This is a genomic window from Listeria ivanovii subsp. ivanovii, from assembly GCF_900187025.1.
Lineage (GTDB): Bacteria > Bacillota > Bacilli > Lactobacillales > Listeriaceae > Listeria > Listeria ivanovii.
Genome location: NZ_LT906478.1, coordinates 1,199,995 through 1,224,706 on the forward strand (window position 1 = coordinate 1,199,995; position 24,712 = coordinate 1,224,706).

The 24,712-nt window shown below is 36.8% G+C and carries 19 protein-coding genes and 1 tRNA gene; 18 read left to right on the plus strand and 2 right to left on the minus strand.

All coding sequences use genetic code 11. The features are described 5' to 3' along the window. Positions 1-55: 55 nt before the first annotated feature. The 3 genes from CKV67_RS05980 to CKV67_RS05990 all read left to right on the plus strand — a co-directional run bounded on the left by CKV67_RS05980 (position 56) and on the right by CKV67_RS05990 (position 4,519). On the plus strand, positions 56-508 hold the full coding sequence (locus CKV67_RS05980) for a MarR family winged helix-turn-helix transcriptional regulator (protein ID WP_014092617.1): 453 nt from the start codon (positions 56-58) through the stop codon (positions 506-508). 15 nt (positions 509-523) lie between these two features. Continuing rightward, complete coding sequence (locus tag CKV67_RS05985) at positions 524-3,724, plus strand: MMPL family transporter (RefSeq protein ID WP_025279896.1); 3,201 nt, start codon at positions 524-526, stop codon at positions 3,722-3,724. Between the two features lie 120 nt (positions 3,725-3,844). After that, positions 3,845-4,519, plus strand: a complete 675-nt coding sequence (locus CKV67_RS05990; RefSeq protein WP_014092619.1) for a uracil-DNA glycosylase — start codon at positions 3,845-3,847, stop codon at positions 4,517-4,519. 42 nt (positions 4,520-4,561) lie between these two features. On the opposite strand, the gene rnhC is transcribed toward CKV67_RS05990, so the two are convergent. After that, the gene (rnhC, locus tag CKV67_RS05995; protein WP_077913076.1) at positions 4,562-5,488 is read right to left on the minus strand and encodes a ribonuclease HIII; all 927 of its coding nucleotides are present in this window, start codon (positions 5,486-5,488) and stop codon (positions 4,562-4,564) included. A gap of 155 nt (positions 5,489-5,643) precedes the next feature. On the opposite strand from rnhC, the gene zapA reads away from it, so the two are divergent. From zapA to CKV67_RS06030, 7 genes are all read left to right on the plus strand, one after another. Further along, positions 5,644-5,907: a cell division protein ZapA gene (zapA, locus tag CKV67_RS06000; protein WP_014092621.1), complete on the plus strand. Its 264-nt coding sequence runs from the start codon at positions 5,644-5,646 to the stop codon at positions 5,905-5,907. Further along, the gene (locus tag CKV67_RS06005; protein ID WP_014092622.1) at positions 5,907-6,449 is read left to right on the plus strand and encodes a CvpA family protein; all 543 of its coding nucleotides are present in this window, start codon (positions 5,907-5,909) and stop codon (positions 6,447-6,449) included. The genes zapA and CKV67_RS06005 overlap by 1 nt, the downstream gene beginning before the upstream one ends. 92 nt (positions 6,450-6,541) lie before the next feature. Further along, on the plus strand, positions 6,542-8,254 hold the full coding sequence (polX, locus tag CKV67_RS06010; RefSeq protein ID WP_014092623.1) for a DNA polymerase/3'-5' exonuclease PolX: 1,713 nt from the start codon (positions 6,542-6,544) through the stop codon (positions 8,252-8,254). Positions 8,255-8,276: 22 nt separating this feature from the next. After that, positions 8,277-10,634 carry an endonuclease MutS2 gene (locus CKV67_RS06015; RefSeq protein WP_014092624.1) on the plus strand — a complete coding sequence of 786 codons (2,358 nt, stop codon included), beginning with the start codon at positions 8,277-8,279 and terminating at the stop codon, positions 10,632-10,634. A 78-nt stretch (positions 10,635-10,712) separates the two neighbouring features. Beyond that, positions 10,713-11,024, plus strand: coding sequence for a thioredoxin (trxA, locus tag CKV67_RS06020; protein ID WP_012985446.1), 312 nt, complete (start codon positions 10,713-10,715; stop codon positions 11,022-11,024). Between the two features lie 78 nt (positions 11,025-11,102). Then, positions 11,103-12,914, plus strand: a complete 1,812-nt coding sequence (uvrC, locus tag CKV67_RS06025) for an excinuclease ABC subunit UvrC (RefSeq protein ID WP_014092625.1) — start codon at positions 11,103-11,105, stop codon at positions 12,912-12,914. Between the two features lie 523 nt (positions 12,915-13,437). Then, positions 13,438-14,652, plus strand: a complete 1,215-nt coding sequence (locus CKV67_RS06030) for an aspartate kinase (protein WP_014092626.1) — start codon at positions 13,438-13,440, stop codon at positions 14,650-14,652. A gap of 65 nt (positions 14,653-14,717) precedes the next feature. Here CKV67_RS06030 and CKV67_RS06035 read toward each other — a convergent pair whose 3' ends face one another. After that, the gene (locus CKV67_RS06035; RefSeq protein ID WP_095075140.1) at positions 14,718-15,212 is read right to left on the minus strand and encodes a YslB family protein; all 495 of its coding nucleotides are present in this window, start codon (positions 15,210-15,212) and stop codon (positions 14,718-14,720) included. A gap of 147 nt (positions 15,213-15,359) precedes the next feature. Between CKV67_RS06035 and racE the strand changes: the two genes are divergently transcribed. The 8 genes from racE to CKV67_RS06075 all read left to right on the plus strand — a co-directional run bounded on the left by racE (position 15,360) and on the right by CKV67_RS06075 (position 24,518). Continuing rightward, complete coding sequence (gene racE, locus CKV67_RS06040; protein WP_014092628.1) at positions 15,360-16,160, plus strand: glutamate racemase; 801 nt, start codon at positions 15,360-15,362, stop codon at positions 16,158-16,160. 12 nt (positions 16,161-16,172) lie between these two features. Continuing rightward, on the plus strand, positions 16,173-16,919 hold the full coding sequence (rph, locus tag CKV67_RS06045) for a ribonuclease PH (RefSeq protein WP_014092629.1): 747 nt from the start codon (positions 16,173-16,175) through the stop codon (positions 16,917-16,919). 4 nt (positions 16,920-16,923) lie between these two features. Continuing rightward, positions 16,924-17,535, plus strand: a complete 612-nt coding sequence (locus CKV67_RS06050) for an XTP/dITP diphosphatase (protein WP_025279899.1) — start codon at positions 16,924-16,926, stop codon at positions 17,533-17,535. Between the two features lie 37 nt (positions 17,536-17,572). After that, positions 17,573-18,097 (plus strand): metallophosphoesterase, encoded by a 525-nt coding sequence (locus CKV67_RS06055; protein WP_025279900.1) that lies wholly within the window; start codon positions 17,573-17,575, stop codon positions 18,095-18,097. Positions 18,098-18,207: 110 nt separating this feature from the next. Then, a tRNA-Arg gene (locus CKV67_RS06060) sits at positions 18,208-18,281 on the plus strand. A gap of 413 nt (positions 18,282-18,694) precedes the next feature. Then, positions 18,695-21,388 carry a GW domain-containing glycosaminoglycan-binding protein gene (locus tag CKV67_RS06065; protein ID WP_014092630.1) on the plus strand — a complete coding sequence of 898 codons (2,694 nt, stop codon included), beginning with the start codon at positions 18,695-18,697 and terminating at the stop codon, positions 21,386-21,388. A 455-nt stretch (positions 21,389-21,843) separates the two neighbouring features. Continuing rightward, on the plus strand, positions 21,844-22,629 hold the full coding sequence (locus CKV67_RS06070; protein ID WP_014092631.1) for an internalin N-terminal domain-containing protein: 786 nt from the start codon (positions 21,844-21,846) through the stop codon (positions 22,627-22,629). 950 nt (positions 22,630-23,579) lie between these two features. After that, on the plus strand, positions 23,580-24,518 hold the full coding sequence (locus CKV67_RS06075) for a leucine-rich repeat domain-containing protein (RefSeq protein WP_014092632.1): 939 nt from the start codon (positions 23,580-23,582) through the stop codon (positions 24,516-24,518). The last annotated feature ends 194 nt before the right edge of the window (positions 24,519-24,712 follow it).

A 24,712-nucleotide genomic window follows, 5' to 3' on the forward strand; every position in this document is an offset into this window, starting at 1 on the left:
ACTAACACACAAAAAAATACTAAACTTGAAAAATAGTTAAAGGGGTGAACTTTATTTGGAAAAACAAAAAGTAAAACAGCTGATTCATAGTTATCAACAAACCTACATATTTGCGTTAAATCAAATCCATCAAGCTATATCAGAACTTTCCACCAATACGGCAGATATTTCGATTGAACAGTTTTTCGTTTTACGAGAGATTGCCGAGAACGATGGAATTAGCGCTAGCGATTTAGCTTTATGCTTGCTTGTAAATAAAAGCGCCGTCACACCAAAGCTCAAAAAACTAGAAGAAAAAAGTTATATCAGACGAGAGAAAAATGAGCGAGATAAGCGAGCAATTGTTTTAACTATCACGAAAAAAGGAAAGGAAATCTATCAAGAGTGCGAACAAAAGTTAGAAAGTCTAGTCAATGAATGGTTAGAAATTTTAGGAGAAAAAGATAGCGAACAATTTTTAATGCTATATGAAAAAATCACCAAGTCAGTCATTCAAGCCAGAAGATAAAAGGAGAGATTTGGCATGAAATGGATTTTAAAATTACGCTGGGCTATATTAGCTTTTTGGCTCGCAGCAGCAGTTGTATTAATGCTAATTGCGCCGCCCATGGCAGATCTTGTGCGCGAAAAAGGGGAACTTAAATTACCGGATGGCTATCCGTCCTCGCTTGCTACAGAAATGCAAAAGAAACATAATCCGGATGACAAAGGTTCCGCTTATATTGCTGTTTACACAGCGGACCACAAATTAACTGGAACAGAATTAAAAAACATCGAAAAATCACTGGATTCCATTGATGCAGATAAAGAGGAACTTCATGTAACCAATGTATTATCAAGCTTTAACCAGCCCGAATTAAAAAATAAATTCCTCTCTAAAGATGGGAAAACAATGGTAGCTACTTTAACAGTAGACGATTCAGACACTTCTGTTGAAAGTATTCGTACCGCTCTAGATAAAAAAATGGATGTCCAAGGAGTAGATACCTATTTAACTGGAAATAAACTAATACAAGAAGATGTTGTCCAAGGTTCCGAAGATGGTTTACATAAAACGGAAGGAATTACGGTCGTCTTTATTCTCGTCGTATTATTCCTTGTATTCCGCTCGGCTGTAGCGCCATTTATTCCGCTAATTACAGTTGGGATAAGTTATCTCGTTGCGCAAAGTACGGTAGCCTTTTTAATAGATCTCTTTAATTTTCCAGTTTCCACTTATACGCAGATATTTATGGTCTGTATCATGTTTGGGATAGGAACCGATTATTGTATACTCTTGATGAGTCGATTTAAAGAAGAAATGGGCGCTGGGCTAAATCCACAAGAAGCTGTTCATGCAACGTATCGTACGGCAGGGAAAACGGTTATTTATAGTGGTGTTGCAGTTCTAGTTGCATTCACATCGCTTTATTTCGTTCAATTTGACTTATATCGTTCCGCAGTAGCAGTAGGTGTCGGAATTATTGTCTTACTTGCTTCACTTTATACACTAGTACCATTTTTCATGAGTACGCTTGGAACACATTTGTTCTGGCCACTAAATAAAAATATTAGCCACAAAGAAAATAAAATATGGGGAGCTGCTGGTAAATTCACCTTTAGAAGACCATGGATTGCGTTACTCATAGTTGCTGCCATTACATTACCACCAATTTTACTTCATACTGGAACAGAATCATTTAACTCACTCGATGAAATTAGCGATAAATATCCATCAAAAAAAGGATTTGAAATCGTTTCGGATAGTTTTGGAGCTGGTCAAGTAGCACCAACACAAATCTTTATCGAAAATGATGATGATATGCGAACCACTGACTATATCGCGCAAATCGAAAAAATTTCTGCTGATTTATCCCACTTAAAAGGTGTAGATATGGTCATGAGTGCTTCACGGCCAGCCGGGAAACGCGTGGCTGATATTTATATTAACAATCAAGCTGGCCAAGTAAATGATGGGGTTGATCAAGCAACAGATGGTGTTGGTCAAGTTAAAGAAGGACTTAATTCTGCTAGTTCTGAATTAAAAAAATCAGAACCAGCACTCGACCAAGCTGTCCAAGGTGTTAGTGATTTACAAAAAGGAACCGTCGCTACACAACAAGGTCTCACTCAACTTCAAAGTGCCCTTACGCAAATCCAAACAGGTATTGAAAGTGGTGCAAGTGGAGCCGGTGATTTAAAACAAGGCGTGGCTGAAGCAAGATCGCAACTCACTACTTTACAAAACGGCGAAGCGCAAATTCAAGCTGGCTACGTCGAAATTCAAAAAAATCTCCAAAATGTAGCAGATCAACTAAAAAGTTTTGAAAATCCTAATTCACAAGCAATTGATACATCTAAATTAGAAGCACAGTTCAAAAAAATTGGCGATTCATTCCAAACTTTTGCAGTTGCACATCCAGAAGTTAGAAGTGACCCTAAGTTCCAGCAATTAGCGGCTGATATTCAAGGGCTACAAACAGCAGGAACCGAGCTTAAAACAGCTGCAGGAAAACAAATGGCAGCATTACAATCAAAAATGACCGAATTGAACCAAGGAATTCAACAACTTGCTACTGCAATGAATCAATTAAATGAAGAATCCAAACAAATTTCGACAGGGCTTGACGCATTTAATTCTGGACTTGGTCAAATCGAAACGGGACTTGATCAATTAGAGCAAGGCTTAAATCAAGCTGCAGATGGTCAAAGCCAAGTAGTTGCTAAAATGCCAGAAATATCGAGTGCCTTATCACAAATTGCAGCAGGACAGGGAGCACTTAAAGATGGCTTTTCTGGAATTAGTGGTCAAATGGGTGAACTTACCAATGGCTTAACTTCTGGAGCAGATGGTTTAGGCAAAGTACAAAATGGTCTAAACACAGCTAACGGTCTTATCAACGACTGGTCTAAAGTTCCATATGCTAGTTCTGGAATCTATGTACCAGAAGAATTGCTTCAAAATAAAGATTTCCAAAAAGTATTAGATCAATACATTTCCGATGATGGAAAACTAGCAACAATCAATGTGGTGTTGACAAAAAACCCTTACTCTAACGCAGCCATGGATTCGATTGATGACATCAATGACCAGTTAGATGCAAGTATGAAAGGAACTAAATTAGAGAATGCTAAGATTGGAATTGGTGGAATGACGAGCACCAACTACGATACACGTGACATGTCTACTGCTGACTATCACTTAGTACTCGTTATCGTTTTAGCAAGCGTATTTGTGACTCTCGTGATTGTATTACGTTCACTAGTAATGCCACTTTACTTAATTGCCTCACTCGTACTAACTTATTTCGCTGCACTTGGGTTTGCAGAAATCATTTTCATGAGAATTCTCGGCTATAGTGGCTTAACATGGGCAACTCCATTCTTTGGATTCGTGGTGCTCGTCGCACTTGGGATTGATTATTCGATCTTCCTCATGTCACGATTTAACGAGTATAATGGACTTTCGGTTCGCGAACGAATGATAAAAGCAATGAAAAATATGGGAGGCGTCATTTTCTCCGCAGTAATCATTCTTGGTGGGACGTTTGCCGCGATGATGCCAGCTGGTGTGCTTTCCTTATTAGAAATTGCAACGGTTGTCCTCATTGGTCTGATTCTCTACGCCGTCGTCATTTTACCACTGTTTGTTCCAGTAATGGTAAAACTATTCGGCCGTGGCAATTGGTGGCCATTCATTACAAGAAAAGGGGACCATCAAGAAAATGTACCACCGAAAAAATAATGAAAGACAAAGAGCCGCACTTCCAAGTAGAGAAGTGCGGTTTTTGGTTTCACTGGAAAAAAATCCATATTTTGCTATGATGGACATATAGAGATGAATAATTAAAGGAGGAAACACCCAATGATAAAACTTGAAAATGACTGGGATGAGTTGCTAAAAGATGAGTTTATACAGCCTTATTATTTAAAACTACGTCAATTTCTCAAAAAGGAATACCAAACAAAAACCGTTTTTCCTGATATGTATGATATTTTTAATTCGTTAAAACATACGTCCTATCAAAATGTAAAAGTGGTAATACTCGGTCAAGATCCATACCATGGAAAAGGACAAGCACATGGTTTTTCTTTTTCTGTTCAAAAAGGAGTAGAAATACCACCATCACTACAAAATATTTATTTAGAGCTTAAAAATGACCTCCATTGTGATATTCCGAACAATGGTTATCTTATACCATGGGCTGACCAAGGAGTGTTGCTATTAAATACCGTATTAACCGTTCGCGCGGGTCAAGCAAATTCCCATCGCGGACAAGGCTGGGAAATATTGACGAACCGAATTATTGAACTAATCAACCAAAAAGAAGAGCCAGTTGTCTTTTTACTTTGGGGAAACAATGCGAAGGAGAAGATGCAACTATTAACTAATCCACATCATCAAGTACTTACATCCGTCCACCCAAGTCCACTTTCTGCTTCACGTGGATTTATGGGATGCAAACATTTCTCGAAAGCAAACGAATTTCTGACAAACAAAGGGGTTAAACCAATTGATTGGCAAATTCCTTCTATATAAATGAAAACACCTCGTTAATGCTGCATAACGAGGTGTTTTCATTTATCTTTGGGTAATTTTTAACGCTTTTTCTGTATTTGCAAAATGCTTTTTCGTATATTTAGCTAATGTTTCCATTCCAAAACGCTCGATAATTTCCGCAGCCACGACATCCACATGTGGGCCAGCTCCTTTTGGTAAAGGAATTCCGACTTCACGGGACATCTCATCAAAAGCCTGGACAAATTTATAACGTGCGATAATCGAAGCTGCAGCTACAGAAAGATGTAATCCTTCCGCTTTTGTTGCAAAAAAGACATTTTCACGAATAATACTTGTTTCTTTTACTAAATAACGATAATACGTATTTTTTTCTGCAAACTGATCGATTAAAATAGCTTCCGGTTTTATCGGTGCAATTTTTTTCAAAACATTTTCGAGTGCGCGGTTATGTAAGAGAGCTTTCATTTGACCTTGATTCATCCCGCGACTTTGAAGTTCATTGTATTTCGGATTGGGACAAAGCAGTACACTATGTGGGACAATCGGCATAATTTTCTCGGCGATACGACAAATTTCTGGATCTTTCATTGCTTTCGAATCTTTAACACCAAGCTCTTTTAAACGTGGCATCATGGATTCTTCCACATAAGCCGCACAAACTGTAATTGGACCAAAAAAATCCCCTGTTCCTACTTCATCAGATCCAAGCACATTTTTGCTGGCAAAGTTAGCAGGAAGTACACCTTTTGATGCGCTTGGAGCTCTACTCGTAGTTGTCGGAAGAGTCGCAACCCATTTTTTTGCTTCTGCCTCTCCATTTGCTCCTTGAAACATCACTTTTAATGATTTATATCCTGTAATCGAAACACCAGGCTTTTTAGCTGCAAAAACAGCACCTGGTGGAAGTTTAGGACTTGAAAAGGGGAGATAGGTTTGTTTCATTTTTTCCATCATTATCTGATTGACTACGATAACTGTATTTGCGATAAAGCATCATCCTTTCAAAGTTCTATTGTAACACACTACGACGAAAGACTGAATAATAGCCTAGGCGGGTAGTTGACTCTTTTCTTTCCAGCTTTTTCGTGATAAGATTATGACAAGTAGCGTCCTAAATGAATTTGGGCGAGGAGGAATTTTACGTGGCAAATGAGAGAAATAAAGTAGTGACAACGATTTATGGCAGAGAATATACGATAGTTGGAGTAGAAACAGCAGATCACTTACGAAAAGTAGCTCGAGAAGTTGACGAAAAAATGCACGAAATCGGCTCCCAAAATCATGCGCTAGATAGTGGCAGGCTCGCTGTCTTAACAGCAGTGAATGCAACCCACGATTATTTAAAACTAGAACAAAAATTCAGAGAGTTGGAAGATGAACTAGCTCGTATTAAAGGAAGAGATTAATGATTTTAAATGCGATTATTTTAATTATACTTGTTTGTAGCTTTTTTGCAGGATTCCGAGCAGGGCTAATCAAACAACTTATTTTATTAGTAGGCTATATTTTGGCATTTTTTGTTTCGTATACGTATTACGAAGATTTAGCGCCACATCTTACATTTATACCGTATCCAAGTGTGGAAAGTACAAGTGGACTTTCTGCGATATTAGAAGAACTTAGAACAGAATCAGCGTATTATAATGTTTTAAGCTTTGTGATTATTTTTATTGTAGCGATTATTATCGTTCATATGTTAGCTTCACTTGCTGGCGGACTTACTAAAATTCCGATTTTGCGTCAAATCAATGGATTACTTGCAGCAGTTATTGGGGTTATTAATTCCTACTTATTTATTTTTGTTGCTTTATTCATCATGGCAGTTTACCCAGCCACTTGGACTGAAAACGTGCTACACGGATCAAGTGTCGCACAGTGGATTCTTGAAAATACGCCAATTTTATCCATGAATTTTTACGATTGGATGACAGACATTCTGCCAAAATAACAAAGATAGAATCGATACCAGATGTATATTCTTAGCCAATTTTGGATAGGATTACTCTGGTATTTTTTAATGAATGAAACGGGGGAATATAAATGGTTAAAAATAAAAAAGAAATTATTCGCTTATTAGAAGAAATTGCCACTTATATGGAGTTAAAAGGAGAAAATAGTTTTAAAATATCTGCGTTTCGAAAAGCAGCCCAAGCTATCGAGTTAGATAGCCGGAGTTTGACTGAAATAGACGATTTTACAAAAATTAGCGGTATTGGTAAAACAACCGGAGAAATTATTCAACACTTTTTAGAGACAGGAGAATCCCCAGAACTTGATGAACTGAAAAAAGAAGTGCCAGCTGGATTAGTCCCGTTACTTGATGTTCCAGGACTCGGTGGCAAAAAATTATCACGTCTTTATCATGAACTAGGCGTGACAGACAAAACTAGTTTGCTTGAAAAAGCTGAGAATGGTCAGATGGAAACTTTAAAAGGATTTGGAAAAAAATCAGTAGACAAAATGGTTGAAGCAGTGCGAGAAATGGGTGAGCGACCAGATAGATATCCATTAAATGATGTTCTACCAATTATTGAAAAAGTAGAGGGATATTTGGTTGGAATAGAAGGAATAGATACGTTTGCTCAAGCAGGAAGCCTCCGAAGATTACGAGAAACCGTTAAAGATTTAGATTATGTTATTGCAACCGAAAAACCAAGAGAAGTTCAAAAAGCATTATTGGCATTTCCGCTTATAACGGATGTGACTGGTGCGGGAGATACAAAGGTTTCAGCTGTTTTAGTAGATAAAATAACTATTTCGGTTGATTTTCGCTTAGTAGAGAATAAAGATTTTGCAACGACATTACATCATTTTACTGGCTCAAAAGATCATAACATCAAAATGCGTCAACTTGCTAAACAAGCAGACGAAAAAATCAGCGAATACGGTGTTGAACAAGCGGATGGAGCAGTACGGCACTTTGAATCAGAGCAAGCCTTTTTTGCGCATTTTGATATCCCATTTTTACCACCAGAAGTTCGGCGTGATGGTTCAGAAATCGAACGTGTCAAAAAAGATACTAAGTTTCTTGAATTAGATGACATTCGTGGGGATTTGCACATGCATACAACTTGGTCTGATGGAGCTTATGCGATTCCAGAAATGATTGAAGCTTGTATTGCAAAAGGCTACGAATATATGGTTATTACTGATCACGGTAAATTTTTACATGTCGCCAATGGATTAGATGAAAAAAGATTGCTTGAACAACAAGCTGAAATCAAAAAAATCGCTGCTAATTATCCGGAAATTGATGTCTATTCTGGGGTTGAAATGGATATTCTACCCGATGGCTCGCTTGATTTTGAAGACGAAACATTAGAGCAACTTGACTTTGTTATTGCCTCGATCCACTCAAGTTTTGGGCAATCAGAAAAAGATATTATGAAACGCTTAAAAGCAGCATGTGAAAATCCGCATGTAAGATTGATTGCGCACCCAACTGGAAGAATTATCGTGAAAAGAAAGCCATATCATGTTAATATGAAAGAACTAATTGCACTAGCGAAAAATACTGGCACGGCACTTGAACTTAATGCGAATCCACAAAGACTAGATTTAAACCGAGAACATTTAGAATTGGCGCAAATAGCAGGTGTACCAGTAGCCATAAACACAGACGCACATGATACAAAACATTTAGATTTCATGTCACTTGGCGTGCGTGCAGCTAAAAAAGCATGGTTAGACAAGTCCATGGTACTTAATACAAAATCAGCGGCCGAATTCAAACAATTTTTACAGAATAAATAACTTTGAAAAAGAAGGATGACTAATGGATAAAAAAGTAGAAGCAATTTTAGAATTTGATAAAATAAAAAAACAACTGACAGAATTTGCTTCTTCTTCACTTGGAGAGCAAGCTATTTTAGCGTTAACTCCAGATACGGACTTTCAAGTAGTTCAAAAAGCACAACTTGAAACAGAAGAAGGAGCGAAAATTATACGTTTACGCGGAAGTGCGCCAATTACTGGTTTGACCGATGTAAATGCCCATTTGAAACGGCTTGAAATCGGCGGAGATTTAAATGGTTTAGAAATTTACCAAATCGGTAGCAACCTTCGTGTAAGTCGCCAAATGAAAAACTTTATGGCTGATTTACTTGAAGTAGGTGTGGAATTACCACTTCTCGGCGCACTTTCAGAGGAACTTTTAGTATTAAATGAAGTGGAGGAAGATATCGCCATTTCAATAGATGAAAGCGGGAAAGTTCTTGATACTGCAAGTGAAGCACTAAGTTCGATTCGCCGGACTTTACGTCGTACCGAAGACCGAGTACGCGAAAAATTAGAATCATATTTGCGCGATCGTAATGCTTCAAAAATGTTAAGCGACGCCGTTATTACGATTCGAAATGATCGTTATGTTATTCCGGTGAAGCAAGAATATAAAGGCCATTACGGCGGAATCGTTCACGACCAATCTGCTTCTGGCCAAACCCTCTTTATCGAACCACAAAGCGTAGTAGACTTAAATAATGAGCGTAAAGCACTGCAATCCAAAGAAAATCAAGAAATCGAACGCGTCCTAGCTGAAATTTCTGCCTCATTAGCTGGTTGGATTAAGGAAATTCACCATAATACCTTTATTCTTGGACGGTTCGATTTTATTCTTGCCAAAGCACGTTTTGGTAAGGCGATGAAAGCTGTAACACCGCATTTAAGCGATAATGGAGTTGTTCGACTTTTAGCAGCAAGACATCCACTACTAGAAGCAGACAAAGTGGTTGCCAATGATATTTATCTAGGCGAAGATTTCACGACCATTGTTATTACTGGACCAAATACAGGCGGAAAAACCATTACATTGAAAACATTAGGATTACTCACTTTAATGGCGCAATCTGGCTTACAAATTCCTGCCCAAGAAGATTCAACCATTGCGGTATTTGAACATGTCTTTGCTGATATCGGTGACGAACAATCTATCGAACAAAGCTTGAGTACTTTCTCCTCTCATATGACCAATATCGTTTCGATTTTAGCAAACGTAAATCACCAATCACTTATTTTGTATGATGAACTTGGTGCTGGAACGGATCCACAAGAAGGAGCGGCCCTTGCAATTTCGATTTTAGATGCGAGCCATGCAAAAGGAGCAAGTGTTGTTGCGACGACCCATTATCCAGAACTAAAAGCATATGGTTACAACCGTGTTCATGCGACCAATGCTTCGGTAGAATTCAATGTTGAAACGTTAAGCCCAACTTATAAATTGCTGATTGGCGTACCAGGACGAAGCAATGCCTTTGATATTTCTCGCCGATTAGGTTTAAGTGAGACAATCATAACCGAAGCAAGAAGCTTAGTTGATACAGAAAGCGCCGATTTAAATGATATGATTTCTAGTTTAGAAGAAAAACGAAATCTTGCTGAATCAGAATACGAAGAAGCTCGGGAACTAGCGCGCGGGGCCGATGCATTACTGAAAGACTTACAAAAAGAAATCAGCAACTACTACCAACAAAAAGATAAATTAATCGAACAAGCGAGTAACAAAGCAGCCACAATTGTTGAAAAAGCAGAAGCTGAGGCAGAAGAAATTATCCACGAACTCCGCACGATGCAATTAAACGGAGCGGCTGGAATAAAAGAGCATGAACTAATCGACGCAAAAACAAGACTAGGTAAAGCAAAACCAAAAACAATCAACAAAACGATTCCACAAGCACCAAAACAAAAGCCACACGTTTTTAAAAATGGCGATAATGTTCGCGTGCTGTCACTAGGTCAAAAAGGAACCCTATTAAACAAAATAAACGACACAGAATGGAATGTGCAAATCGGCATTATCAAAATGAAAATCAAAACAACCGATTTAGAATACATTCAACCCGAAAAACCGAAAAAACAACGCATTATCACATCTGTCCATAGCAGTGATTCCCCAGCTAAGAGTGAGCTAGATTTGCGCGGTGAACGGTACGAAGACGCACTCCAAAAAGTAGATAAATATCTCGATGAAGCATTAATGGCCGGTTATCCTCAAGTGGCTATTATTCATGGCAAAGGAACCGGAGCACTTCGAACAGGCGTCACCGAATACTTGAAAAATCATCGCATGGTGAAATCCATCCGTTTCGGGGCAGCGGCAGAAGGCGGAAACGGCGTCACCATCGTTGAGTTCAAGTAAACTACTGAGCAAAAACATAGCTCGAAATAGGTGTAAATGCTATACTGTGGTTACAAAAGTCATAAGGAGTGAATAATCATGGTAAAAGAAATTACAGATGCAACATTTGAACAAGAAACTAGTGAAGGCTTAGTATTAACAGATTTCTGGGCAACATGGTGTGGTCCTTGCCGCATGGTGGCTCCAGTTTTAGAAGAAATACAAGAAGAACGCGGCGATACACTTAAAATCGTCAAAATGGACGTAGATGAAAACCCAGAAACACCAGGTAGCTTCGGTGTTATGAGTATTCCAACACTTCTTATCAAAAAAGACGGAGAAGTAGTCGATACAATTATCGGTTACCGTCCAAAAGAAGAACTGGATGAAGTCATCAACAAATACGTTTAAAATTATGCTAAAATAAAAGAAGCTTCAGACTAACCAAAGTCGGAGCTTCTTTTTAAATGTGTAACTGGAGTTGATAAAATGTCTTCTGAACATATCCAAAATAAATTAGCGCTATTACCAGACCAACCAGGTTGTTACTTGATGAAAGATAGACAAGGAACGATTATTTATGTCGGTAAAGCAAAAATTTTAAAAAATCGTGTTCGTTCTTACTTTTCAGGAACACATGATAGTAAAACACAACGCTTAGTCCAAGAAATTGTCGACTTTGAATATATCGTAACATCCTCCAATGTAGAAGCATTATTGCTTGAAATTAACTTAATTAAAAAGCATGATCCACGCTTCAACATTCGACTAAAAGATGACAAAACTTATCCATTTATTAAAATCACAAGTGAGAGGCATCCGCGCCTAATTATTACCCGCCAAGTCAAAAAAGACAAAGGAAAATATTTTGGTCCATACCCAAATGTATACGCGGCTAATGAAGTGAAACGAATTTTAGATCGTTTATATCCTTTAAGAAAATGTAGTACACTTCCAAATAAAGTCTGCTTGTATTACCATTTAGGTCAGTGTCTGGCTCCGTGCGTATTTGATGTCGAAGCAAGCAAATACAAAGAAATGCAAGACGAAATAGTTGCGTTTCTAAATGGTGGCTACAAAACCGTAAAAAATGACTTAATGAAAAAAATGCAACTCGCCGCGGAAAACATGGAATTCGAAAAAGCTGGCGAATTTCGCGACCAAATAAATGCCATTGAAACAACCATGGAAAAACAAAAAATGACAATGAACGACTTCGTAGACCGTGATGTTTTTGGTTATGCGATTGACAAAGGCTGGATGTGCGTCCAAGTCTTCTTCATTCGTCAAGGAAAGTTAATCGAACGCGATGTTTCACAGTTTCCGTTTTATAACGATGCGGATGAAGACTTTCTTACTTTCATTGGTCAGTTTTACCAAAAAACGAATCACATTCCACCAAAAGAAATTTATTTGCCAGATGATGTCGATAGTGAAGCTGTACAAGCTGTTGTACCAGACACCAAAATCATCGTACCACAACGCGGCAACAAAAAAGATTTAGTCAAACTAGCCTATAAAAATGCTAAAATAGCTCTAAATGAAAAATTCATGTTACTAGAACGAAATGAAGAGCGTACAGTTGGGGCTGTAGAACGTCTCGGAGAAGCCATGGGAATTCCAACCCCATCTCGCGTGGAGGCCTTTGATAACTCCAACATTCATGGTACAGATCCAGTTTCCGCAATGGTGACATTCCTTGATGGAAAACCAAGCAAGAACGATTATCGTAAATATAAAATTAAAACCGTCGAAGGGCCAGATGACTACGCAACGATGCGCGAAGTAATTCGCCGTCGCTACTGGCGCGTTCTAAAAGAAGGATTACCGATGCCAGATTTAATCTTAATTGATGGTGGGAAAGGGCAAATCGATAGCGCTAAAGATGTCTTAATCAACGAACTTGGTCTTGATATCCCTGTAGCTGGACTTGCTAAAGACGACAAACACCGAACAAGTCAATTATTATTTGGCGATCCACTCGTTATCATTCCATTAGAAAGAAACAGCCAAGAATTCTATTTACTGCAACGAATGCAAGATGAAGTCCATCGCTTTGCCATTACATTTCATCGCCAATTACGCAGCAAAACAGGATTCCAATCTATTCTTGATGGCATTCCAGGCGTTGGACCTGGTCGCAAGAAAAAATTACTCAAACATTTTGGCTCGATGAAAAAATTAAAAGAAGCCACAGTGGTTGAAATAAAAGAAGCTGGCGTCCCACTGAACGTTGCAGAAGAAGTCCACAAACACATTACTGTCTTCAATGAAAAAGCCAACAATACGGAGCAAAAATAATTTTGCGCTTTATCTGCTGTGCAAACTTCGATATAATTTGCAAAAGAACAGAGTGCTACATCCAATTTTAAATTTAAACGCCAATGACTCTTCAACGTTATTGGCGTTTTGTTATTTTCGCGAAGACAATGTGAATAAATTCAATAATAATTGAAAATGCTAAAAATGGAGAGGCAGTATTTGGAAAGTATAAAGGAGTAAGGGGAGACATAATTAAACCAGATGACAAAGTTGCAACTATTTTTTCCAGTATAGAAGGGAAGCAATATTTGATTACTAGTTTTGAAGTTAGAATTTCAATAATTAACATCCGTAATTGCGTTATCAATTGAAGATTTTATTCTTTTTTTAATAAAATCTAAGTATTGGCTTATAATAGGGCGTAGTAAATTATTAAAATATTATTATTGGCTATTTTTACATAAAAGAAGCAAAGACATCCCATTCTCTCTTCCCTTTACCACATAAATGCGCTAAAATAAGAATATTAATGCAAAAAGATATCAAGACAGGAGGAACGATTGTGGGACTAGTGGTATTAAAATTTGGCGGAACTTCTGTCAGCACTGTAGATAAAATCGGGAAAACAGCTGATCAAGCCATTTATGAGAAAAAGCAAGGAAATAAAGTAATTGTCGTTGTTTCTGCGATGGGAAAATCAACCGATAAATTAGTAGCGATGGCCGAAGAAATAAGCGAACTACCAGATAAACGTGAAATGGATATGTTGCTTTCAACTGGAGAACAAATCACTATTTCACTACTTGCAATGACACTAAAAGAAAAAGGTCATGATGCGATTTCTTACACAGGATGGCAAGCTGGAATTGAAACCGAAGCTGTTCATAGTAATGCTCGAATTGTAGACATCGATAGTGCCCGAATAGAATCTGCCCTTGATGCAGGACAAATCGTTGTTGTTGCAGGGTTCCAAGGTTTAACTGCAGATGGTGAAATAACAACACTCGGTCGCGGCGGTTCTGACACAACTGCTGTAGCCATTGCCTCTGCGTTAAAAGCAGAAAAATGCGCTATATGCACGGATGTAGTAGGTGTTTTTACAACAGACCCTCGTTATGTGAAAAAAGCCCAAAAATTAGAACAAATTACATATGATGAAATGTTAGAATTAGCCAACCTTGGTGCCGGTGTTTTGCATCCGCGATCGGTTGAGTATGCCAAAAATTTCCGGATTCCACTAGAAGTTAGAGCAAGCCATGAACAAGTTTCCGGAACGATGATAGAGGAGGATTTAACGATGGAAAATACCAAAGTAGTTCGTGGTATTGCTTTTGAAGACCAAATTACTCGTGTTACGATTCATTGGAAACAAAAAGAAGCGATGCGTGTTTCTAAAGTTTTCACAAAATTAGCGGAAAATAATATTGATGTCGATATCATCATCCAAGGTATCACAGGACTAGGCCATGGTAATTTATCCTTTACGATTAAAACGAGTGCGCTTCTCTCTACTCTAGCTGTTTTAGAAGAAAGTAAAGAGCTTTTACAAATTGAAAAATTAGAATCCGAACAAGAACTAGCGAAAGTTTCCATTGTTGGTTCTGGGATGGTAAGTAATCCTGGTGTAGCAGCACAGATGTTTGAAGCGCTTACCGAAAATAATATTCCTATCAAAATGATTAGTACTTCAGAAATCAAAGTTTCCACCGTAGTTCCAGCTAGAAAAATGGTAGAAGCTGCTCAAATATTACACGACCAATTCGATTTAGACAAATAAAAAAAGAGCTTGAAGTGACTGATAAACTCCGTGCAGGGAAGTTTTCAGTCACCGCAAGTTCTTTTTTAATAGCCTTCTTCGTTAGCTATTGTTTCTTTACGATCCCATTTGACAATAATAGTTACTTGTTTTTTGCGTTTATCAATTTCGTCATAACTTTCTGTATAGAACTCTTTTTGCGCCTGTATTTGTTCGGCAATAAAGCCAGCTTCTAATTTGAAAGTTGGATTTTCTTGGGAACGAAAGCGGGATTCAACCATTTCACCCTCTAAAAGTAACCGTAACTCATCTTTCTTTTCCTTCAATGTACTAAGTTTACCCCAAGAAGCTTTTTCAAAGAAATAAATAATTGCTTCCAATGAATCAAGCGGGAATTTACGGGCTAAATCTTTTCCAGCCCAGTACATAATGTGAGGTGCTTCATCTCCAAGTATTTCAGGAATTAAATAATCGCGTAGTAAATCTAAACCAAAGCTTGGAACGAGTACGTGTTCTTCATGTCCATTCTGTTCTTTTTCTGTCATTTCGAATACCTCACTTTCATACACCATTATAACCAAAATCACCCTAAAATGGAAAGCACAACAAAGAAATTTCTATAAAAAACCTTTTTTCATAAAAAAGACTTGCGAAAAAGCAGAAAAAATAAGAAAATGGAAGGTATAGATAAAAAAATTGGAAATTAATAGAGAAATTGAGGCGAGACTGTGAAACAAGCTATTGGATTTATTGATTCGGGAGTTGGCGGTTTGACAGTGGTGCGAGAAGTATTAAAGCAGCTACCCCACGAACAAATATATTACTTAGGTGATACCGCCCGTTGCCCATATGGACCACGTGATAAAGAAGAAGTACGTCAGTTTACCTGGGAAATGACAAATTTTCTAGTAGACCGTGGCATCAAAATGCTTGTCATCGCATGCAATACCGCGACAGCAGCAGCTTTATATGATATTAGAGCAAAACTCGATATACCTGTGATCGGTGTTATTCAACCAGGTTCGCGAGCAGCATTAAAAGCAACTAGAAATAATAAAATCGGCGTACTTGGAACCATTGGAACTGTCGAAAGTATGGCTTATCCAACAGCCCTCAAAGGCTTAAATCGGCGAGTGGAAGTCGATTCCTTAGCTTGTCCCAAATTCGTATCGGTCGTAGAATCAGGTGAGTACAAAAGTGCTATTGCCAAAAAAGTAGTAGCCGAATCACTTTTGCCACTGAAGAGCACGAAGATTGATACCGTGATCTTAGGTTGCACGCACTATCCACTATTAAAACCAATTATCGAAAATTTTATGGGGGATGATGTTGCGGTTATTAATTCAGGCGAAGAAACCGCAAGTGAAGTGAGTGCGCTACTTGATTACCATAATTTATTAGATGCTTCAGATAAAGAAATTCAGCACCGTTTTTTCACCACGGGCTCTACACAAATTTTTCAAGATATTGCTAAAGATTGGTTAAATATGCCAGAAATGACTGTAGAACATATAAAACTAGGAAAATAAGAGGTGCGCCAAATGAGAGTTGATGGAAGAGAAAGTAATGCATTACGAAAAATCGAAGTAACACCGGATTATTTAATGCACCCAGAAGGTTCGGTTTTAATTGCATCAGGAAACACAAAAGTAATCTGTTCCGCGAGTGTAGAAACTAAAGTACCGCCGTTCATGCGAGGGGAAGGTCGCGGCTGGATTTCTGCGGAATATGCGATGTTACCACGAGCAACCAACACACGTAATATTCGTGAATCATCCAAAGGTAAAGTAACTGGGAGAACAATGGAAATTCAACGTCTAATTGGTCGTGCTTTACGTGCAGTAGTTGATTTAGAAGCGTTAGGCGAAAGAACGATTTGGCTAGATTGTGATGTTATCCAAGCAGATGGAGGAACAAGAACAGCGTCAATTACTGGTGCTTTTATCGCAATGGTGATGGCGATTGCTAAATTAGATGCAGAAGTTCCGTTTACTAAATTCCCAGTGAAAGATTTCCTTGCTGCAACAAGCGTGGGCGTTTTAGAAGAAGGTGGAACAGTACTTGATTTGAATTATATAGAAGACAGTGCAGCACAAGTAGACATGAACATTATCATGACTGGAAGCGGCGCATTTGTAGAACTGCAAGGAACCGGGGAAGAAGCAACATTCTCTGAGGCCGAACTTGCAGAATTAATTGCGCTCGGGAAAAAAGGAATTGCAGAATTAATCGAAATCCAAAAAGAAACACTCGGTGAAAATGTCACAGCAAGGATAAAAGGAGAGTAATCGGATGAGTAAAATTATTATTGCAACAGCTAATAAAGGAAAAGCGAAAGAATTCGAAAAAATTTTTGCGAAATATAATATCGACGTGGCAACACTTGCTGACTTTCCAGAAATCGGTGAAATTGAAGAAACCGGAACTACTTTTGCTGAGAATGCTGCTCTCAAGGCAGAAACGGTCGCTAGCTTGCTAAATCAAACAGTTATTGCTGATGATTCTGGATTAATAGTAGATGCGCTTGACGGAGCTCCTGGTGTCTATTCTGCTCGTTATGCAGGAGTAGCTCATGATGATGCCAAAAACAATGAAAAATTACTTGCCAATTTACAAGGTGTCGAACCAGCTCAAAGAACTGCCCGCTTTCATTGTACCCTTGCAGTAGCAACACCTTCTGAGAAAACGAGTTTTTATACCGGTGAAGTAGAAGGCGTTATTGCAGAAGAATTATGTGGAACAAATGGTTTTGGCTACGATCCATTATTTTTCTTACCTGAATTTGGATGCACAATAGCAGAAATACCAGCAGAAAAGAAAAATGAAATCAGTCATCGTGCAAATGCCATTAAAATGCTAGAAAAAGATTTAGCAGAAGTAGTAGAAAAAGTCACCAAAAAGTGAGAGAATAGGAAACAGTAGCACTAGGGGAGGAAATAAAATGAAATTATTAGTTGTTAGCGACAGCCACTCAGAGCGTGATTGCTTAATCCATCTAAAAGATAAATACGAAAACGCTGTCGATGCGATGATTCATTGTGGTGATTCTGAACTAGAAGCAGACGACCCAGCGATTCAGGGATTTCATACAGTTCGAGGAAATTGTGATTTTGGTGGCGGATTTCCAAATGATTGGGTAGGTGAAGTAGATGGTTACCGAATTTTAACCACCCATGGACACTTATATAACATCAAAATGACCTTGATGAATTTAAGATACCGCGCACGCGAATTAAACGCAGATTTTGCATTCTTCGGGCATTCCCATGAGTTAGGCGTGGATATGCTTGATGATACCATTATCTTAAATCCTGGCAGCATCTCATTACCAAGAGGCCGCATCCGGGTAAAAACATATGCACTCATTGATTCCACATCAGAAGGAATCAAAGTTCGTTTCATGGACCGAGATGACAACGAACTAACTGAACTGACACAAGTTTTCCCGTTAATCAAACATAACTAGGCCAAAAGTCGCCTGAAAAAGAAAAAATCTAATAACTTAAAGAAAACCATTGACAAACAAGCAATTTAAACATAAAATGGTATTTGGCTGTTGAAAAAACAGTGCCATTTGTCCTGATAGCTCAGCTGGATAGAGCAACGGCCTTCTAAGCCGTCGGTCGGGGGTTCGAATCCCTCTCAGGACGTAAAAAAAACGCTGCAACGTTGGTAATACAACGTTGCAGCGTTTTTTTGTTTTTTGAATTTCTAATAAAGTACAGATAACAAGAAAAATTAGAAACAGTGGGTATATGCTCACAACGCTCAAAGCACAAGGAAATCTTCTGACTGGAATAGTAAACAGAAAGAGCATAAATAAAATTACTTATTCATAGGACTGTTATTGCATTGAGAAACTTAGCGATCGTTCTATTTAATTGTTTTTTGCCTCAGTAATGAATAGGATTATTAACTTTTGTTATATGAACAGCTTCTTAATTGAGCTAGAATACATAATTGGAGCGTGTTAAAAAGATATGGAAATGATTAGGTGACAAACTGTTATTCATATGAAATTTCTTTTGAATGTTTCTATTTTTATTAAGGGGAGTGTAAGTAGTTGAAAAGAAATAGTAGTTTAAAAAAAGTATTACCAGTGTTATTAATAACCATTATTGCTATGTGTATGAACACAAACTTGGAGATAAAGGTGCAAGCTGCGAGTATTTCCAATCCTATGCCTATTAATCAAATATTCCCAGATACGAACTTAGCAGAAGTAATGAAATGGTCATTAAGAAAAAATAGCGTAACAGACGTAGTTTCCCAACAGGAACTAGATCAAGTAGAAAGTATTAATGCTATGAGAAAGAATATAAAATCTATTCAAGGACTGCAGCACTTGTCGAACTTACAAACTATATATTTGAGCGATAATCAAATTCAAGATATCAGTTACCTTACCAATTTAAACAAACTGGAAGAAATTTACTTGAGCGGTAATCAAATCAAAGATATCGGTCATCTTGCTAATTTAAACAAACTGGAAAAAATTTTCTTGCAAGGTAATCAATTAACTGATATTAATTTACCAGCTGGTTTATCTAATTTAAAAACACTAGTTTTAAGCAATAATCAAATTAAAGATATCTGTAATCTTGAAAAATCAAAAAAACTGGAAAATGTATACTTGCAAGGTAATCAATTAACTGATATCAGCATAGCTGGTTTATCCAACTTAAATATCCTTGATTTGAGTAACAATCAAATCAAAGGTATCAATCAACTTGCTAATTTAAATAAACTGAATGAATTATATTTGGAAGGTAATCAATTAACTGATATTAGTGTACTAGCTGGTCTATCCAATTTAAAAACACTGGATTTGAACAATAACCAAATCAAAGATATACGTACATTATCCACTTTAGTTAACCTAGAAAATTTATTAATGAATAACAATCAACTAATCAATATAAATCATTTATCAAGTTTACTTAAACTCAAACTTTTATCTTTTAATGGAAATCGAGTAACTGATATAAGTTCAGTAGCGAAATTAACCAATTTAACTGAATTAGATTGTAGTGAAAACCAAGTAGATAATATAAATTCACTAGCAAAACTAACCAATTTAACTGGATTAACATTGGAAGGGAATAAGGTGAAAGATCTAAGCCCATTGGCCCAATTAACTAATTTAACTGGTTTAAATTTTAGACAAAATCAAATAAACGATATCAGTATATTGGAGAAATTGCCAAATTTAGATAGTTTAGCCTTTGATAAGAATAAAGTGAGTGATGTAAGTATATTAGCAAAGTTACCTAAGTTAACCTACTTAATTTTTAATGACAATCAGGTAACGAATATCGATTCATTAGCAAAATTACCTCATTTAGTTGGAGTGGATTTTAGTGGCAATAAGGTAAGTAATATAAAGGCATTAACCAATTTAACTAAGTTAAGATTTCTAAATGCAAATGGTAACTGCATACAAGATATCCAAGCTTTACGGGGGTTAACACAACTGGAAGAGTTAAAGTTAGCTCGTAACCGCATTATGGATATAAGTCCATTAATCTGGTTAAATAATATTGATGAATTAGATTTGTCCAACCAAGCATTTATAAATCGTCCTATCGATTTTCAAGTGAATGTAACTATTCCTAATATAGTCAAAGATATAACAGGAACATTGATAGCACCAAATTCTAGTAGTGACAAAGTAACCTATAACCCACCTAACCTCACTTGGAATTTGCCTACGTATAAGAAAGAAGTATGCTATACCTTTAATCAATCTGTTATGCTAGGGCAAGCTACTTCCCAATTTAGCGGTCAAGTAATCCAACCATTTAATAAGCTGGATGTAGTGAAATCGAATAAAGCCATCACTGCATATGGTCGTGTGAAACCAGGAAAAACAAGCACGGTGTGGACGCAGCCCTGTCGTACAAAGGACACTAAACAGGTAGGAATGGTGTCAGCCTATACTGGTAAGAATTTACGCATCTTACGAGAAGCACAAACAACTAGTGGCATTTACTATCAATTTAGTGTAGGTGGAAAAACGATTGGTTGGGTAGAAGCTCAAGCGCTAGGGATTTTCTATCAATCTAGCATGGAGAAAAAAGCGACAGGAGCTCGCTATACTGTTCGTGGAAAAGAAGGCCAACACTTTTATAAGCTTCCAGTAATCGATGCCGCTATTGATGGAGGAACACTTGCTAAATGGAAAGGGAAAAGACTTATCATACAACGCGAAGTCACCATTGGAAAAGAAAAGTGGCTACTACTTCAAGGCGTTGGCTGGGTAAAAGCTACTAATCTGACCACCGTGCTTTACAATAAACCTATGACTGGCTATGCGAAAGTAAAACTAGCTAAGGGAAAAGTAGTGTGGTCCAATCCATATAATATTACTGGCTACAAAGTGGTAGCTTCTTTATCGCGCTACACCGGTAAAAATTTACGCATTTTACGAGAAGCACAAACAAGCAATGGCTTATACTACCAAGTGAGAGTAGGCAAAAAAACGATTGGCTGGGTAGAGGCTAAAAATGTCGCTGTTTTCTATAAACCAATTATGGAGAAAAAATATAAAGGCACTCGTTTTGTGAAAGTAAGAAAGAAAAACCAAGCTTATTACAGTATGCCAGTGGCGGATGCAGCCATTAGTCGTGGGAAGCTCCAAAAATTTGGTCGTAAAAGAGTAACCATTGACCGAAAAGCAACTATTCAAGGCCAACAATGGTACCGAATCAAAGGAGCTGGCTGGACAAAAGCAGTGAACCTAAGTACGAGAAGATAATAAAAATGGCTGACCTTCAAAAGCTAGACCGAAAGTCTGTTTTAGGAAGGTCGGTTTTTTATGGTGAATGATAATGAATGTTACTTTATCGTTATAAACACGAGCATTAATAAAAGGGATTTTTTTTGCCAAAAATTTCGTTAAGTATATAAGTATTATTACGGGAAGTAACATAGAATAGCTTGCGAAAAGAGCAAGAATAAAATTACTTAGTTAAAGGATTATTATTGCAAGGAAGGTAGGTTAGCAAATAATCAATATTTAACAATTTTCCTCCATAGTAATGAGTAGGGTTATTAACTTTTGTTATATAAACAGCCTCTTTCTTAAGATAAAATATACTGTTGGAGCATGTTAAAAATATTTCGAAAGGTCAACTGGTACCATGTTGCAGGGGACTTATATCAGAAGATTCTTTGAGTGTCTCTAATTTATTTAGGAGGAGTGTAAAGTAGTTGAAAAGAAATAATTGTTTAAAAAAAATATGCACAGTCTTGTTAATCATCGTTATTGCTATCTTGGTGAACACAAACTTGGAGACAAAGGCGCAAGCTATAAGTATCCCATATGCAATGCCTATTAATCAAATTTTTCCAGACTATAATTTAGCAGATGTAGTGAAACAACACTTAGGTAAGCAAAGTGTTACAGATGTTGTTTCGCAAAGGGACCTAGACAGAGTGCAAAATTTTAATGGTAATTGTTGCAATATCACATCTATGGAAGGAGTGCAATATTTTCGTCATTTAAAACAACTATCTATGTCTTATAATCAGATAAGTGATGTTAGCGTGCTTACTCCATTACGTCAACTAGAGATATTGATTTTAGAGCACAATAAGTTAGAAGATATTGATGTACTTGTGAACATACCTACATTAGAAGGTTTGTATGTCGGTAACAATGCACTAAGGGATTTATGGGCACTTGAAGCAATGGGGAATTTAAAATATGTAGACGCCTCAGAACAAAAATGCATCAATAAACCAGTTGTATATCAACCAAACTTGGTTATTACGAATACTATCAAGGATATGATTGGAAAACCAATTGTTCCGAACTTCATAAGTGATAATGGAGCTTATGTAAATACTGATGTTACCTGGGATTTACCTAATCCTCATTCTATAACAGAGGTAAGTTATAGTTTTGAGGAAGTTCAACATATCGGAAAAGAGAAGGTTCTATTTAGCGGTGTGGTGATACAGCCAATAAAGCCACAGACTCCAGCAAATAGTTGAATCAATATGAAATGAATTCATGAGATTAATATGACCTATGTTTATATTATGAAGGAATAACTAGCTAAAATACTTCCTCAGAACTAATAAGCATACACGATTATTCATTTTCACTCGTACTAAAATGTTAAATATTTCAATTATAAGTCACAAATTCTTGTTAAAAATAGAGGGAAAATCATCAGAAGTAACTTATATGTTTAGTCAAATTGGAAGGGGTGGAGAAACGACCACTCGATACGATGATGTTTCATAAAATGAATTAGATAAAGTTTATGAAGTCCATGCTGATAATAGAGACATTACTTCGATTGAGGGACTGCAATATTTATCTAATAACTAAATTAGTGATATTAATCCATTAGAAAAATCAACTCATTTAACGGAACTATCTCTGGATAATAATGATTTAACAGATGAGCGTGTCAATGAGCATATAAAAATAAAACAATTAGAGTCTCTCTTAGGGAGAATAAGGTGAGTGGAGCAATTGCTAGTAATATAATGATTAATTTAACTAAACTACGCGATTTTGATTGGTGAGGAAAATAGCATTTGTACGTAAGCGACTAATGAATTCGCATAAATGTTTGATGTATTTGCACAAGCGTGTATACTTTTCGCTCTCGTTCAATAGCGAGGGTTATTTTCTTTTATTTGTGGTAATTTCTAAATGGCCTTCATTATAGAAAAGTAGGTTTACATTAACTATAAGCATAATTTAAGAGAAGATACATAATATCAAACAGCAATAGCGGTTTCTAGATAATAAATTAAAAAATAAGATTTCAGCAAAATAATAACTTTTGTTATATAAATAGCTGCATTTTTTAGATAAAATACAAATTTAGAGCATGTTAAAGAGTTATGGAAGTGGTTAAATAATCAAAAACTATTCATATGATAATTCTTTTGGATGTTTCTAATTTATGAAAGAGGAGTGTATTTCATTGAGGAAAAAAAGTTGGTTAAAGAATCTATTAATAGCAGTTTCAGTAATAGTTATTACTACATGTATTACCGCAAGTTTAGAAACAAAGGTGCAGGCTGCGAGTCTTCCGTATCCAATGCCAATTAGTAAAATTTTTCCAGATCGAGCTTTAGCAAATGAAGTAAAAAGAAGTTTTAAAAAGGCGAGCATAAAAGATTTAATTTCGCAAAGAGAGCTAGATGAAGTACAAGAGTTTAATGCTAATGGTCTTAACATTAAATCCATTGAAGGACTACAATATTTTACATTTTTGAAAGAGTTGTATCTGTTTCATAATCAGGTAAGCGATCTTAGTCCTTTAAAAAACTTAACTAATTTAAATCTGTTGTGTGCGAATGATAATAAATTGAAGAATCTAAATGGATTACCAAGTACCAAGTTAACTCGGTTACATGTAGACGATAATGAACTCACAGATGCCGATTCACTTGCTCATTTGACACAATTAGAAGTATTAACTATTCGTAAAAATAAACTAAGAAACATTGACGCACTCGCACATTTATCCAAGCTAAAAATATTGGATTTGAGATACAATGAATTAAGAGATGTAAGTGCCTTAGGAGAGTTGAAAGAGGTAATGCGGGCAGTTTTAGCTTGTCAAAAATGTGTAAACGAACCAGCGGAATATCAACCAAATGTGGTGATTCCGAATAATATCAAAGGCACAGAAGGAGCATTGATTACACCAGACTTTATTAGTGATAATGGGAAATATATAAATGGTCATGTTGTATGGAATTTACCTGCATATACAAAAGAAGTAAACTATACATTTGGGCAAAATGTAAAAGTTGGGGAAACGGAAACCGTATTTAATGGTGTAGTAGAACAGCCATTATATTCCAAGACGTCAGAAAGTTGGTACAGAGGCTGTTTCCCAAAAAGAACTAGATAAAGCGATGTATGTTCAAGCAAATCATAAACAAGCATAGTGCATTTTCCACGTGTTATATTCAATTTTAAGAAAAAATCTTCAAATCGTTTAAAGTCCTTGGTACTAAAGGGGGAATGGGCGATTCGGAGATTTTTTTGTTGAGGGCTTTATCTTTTGTACAAAAGGCTAACGATAAGTCATTCCAATATTTTCTT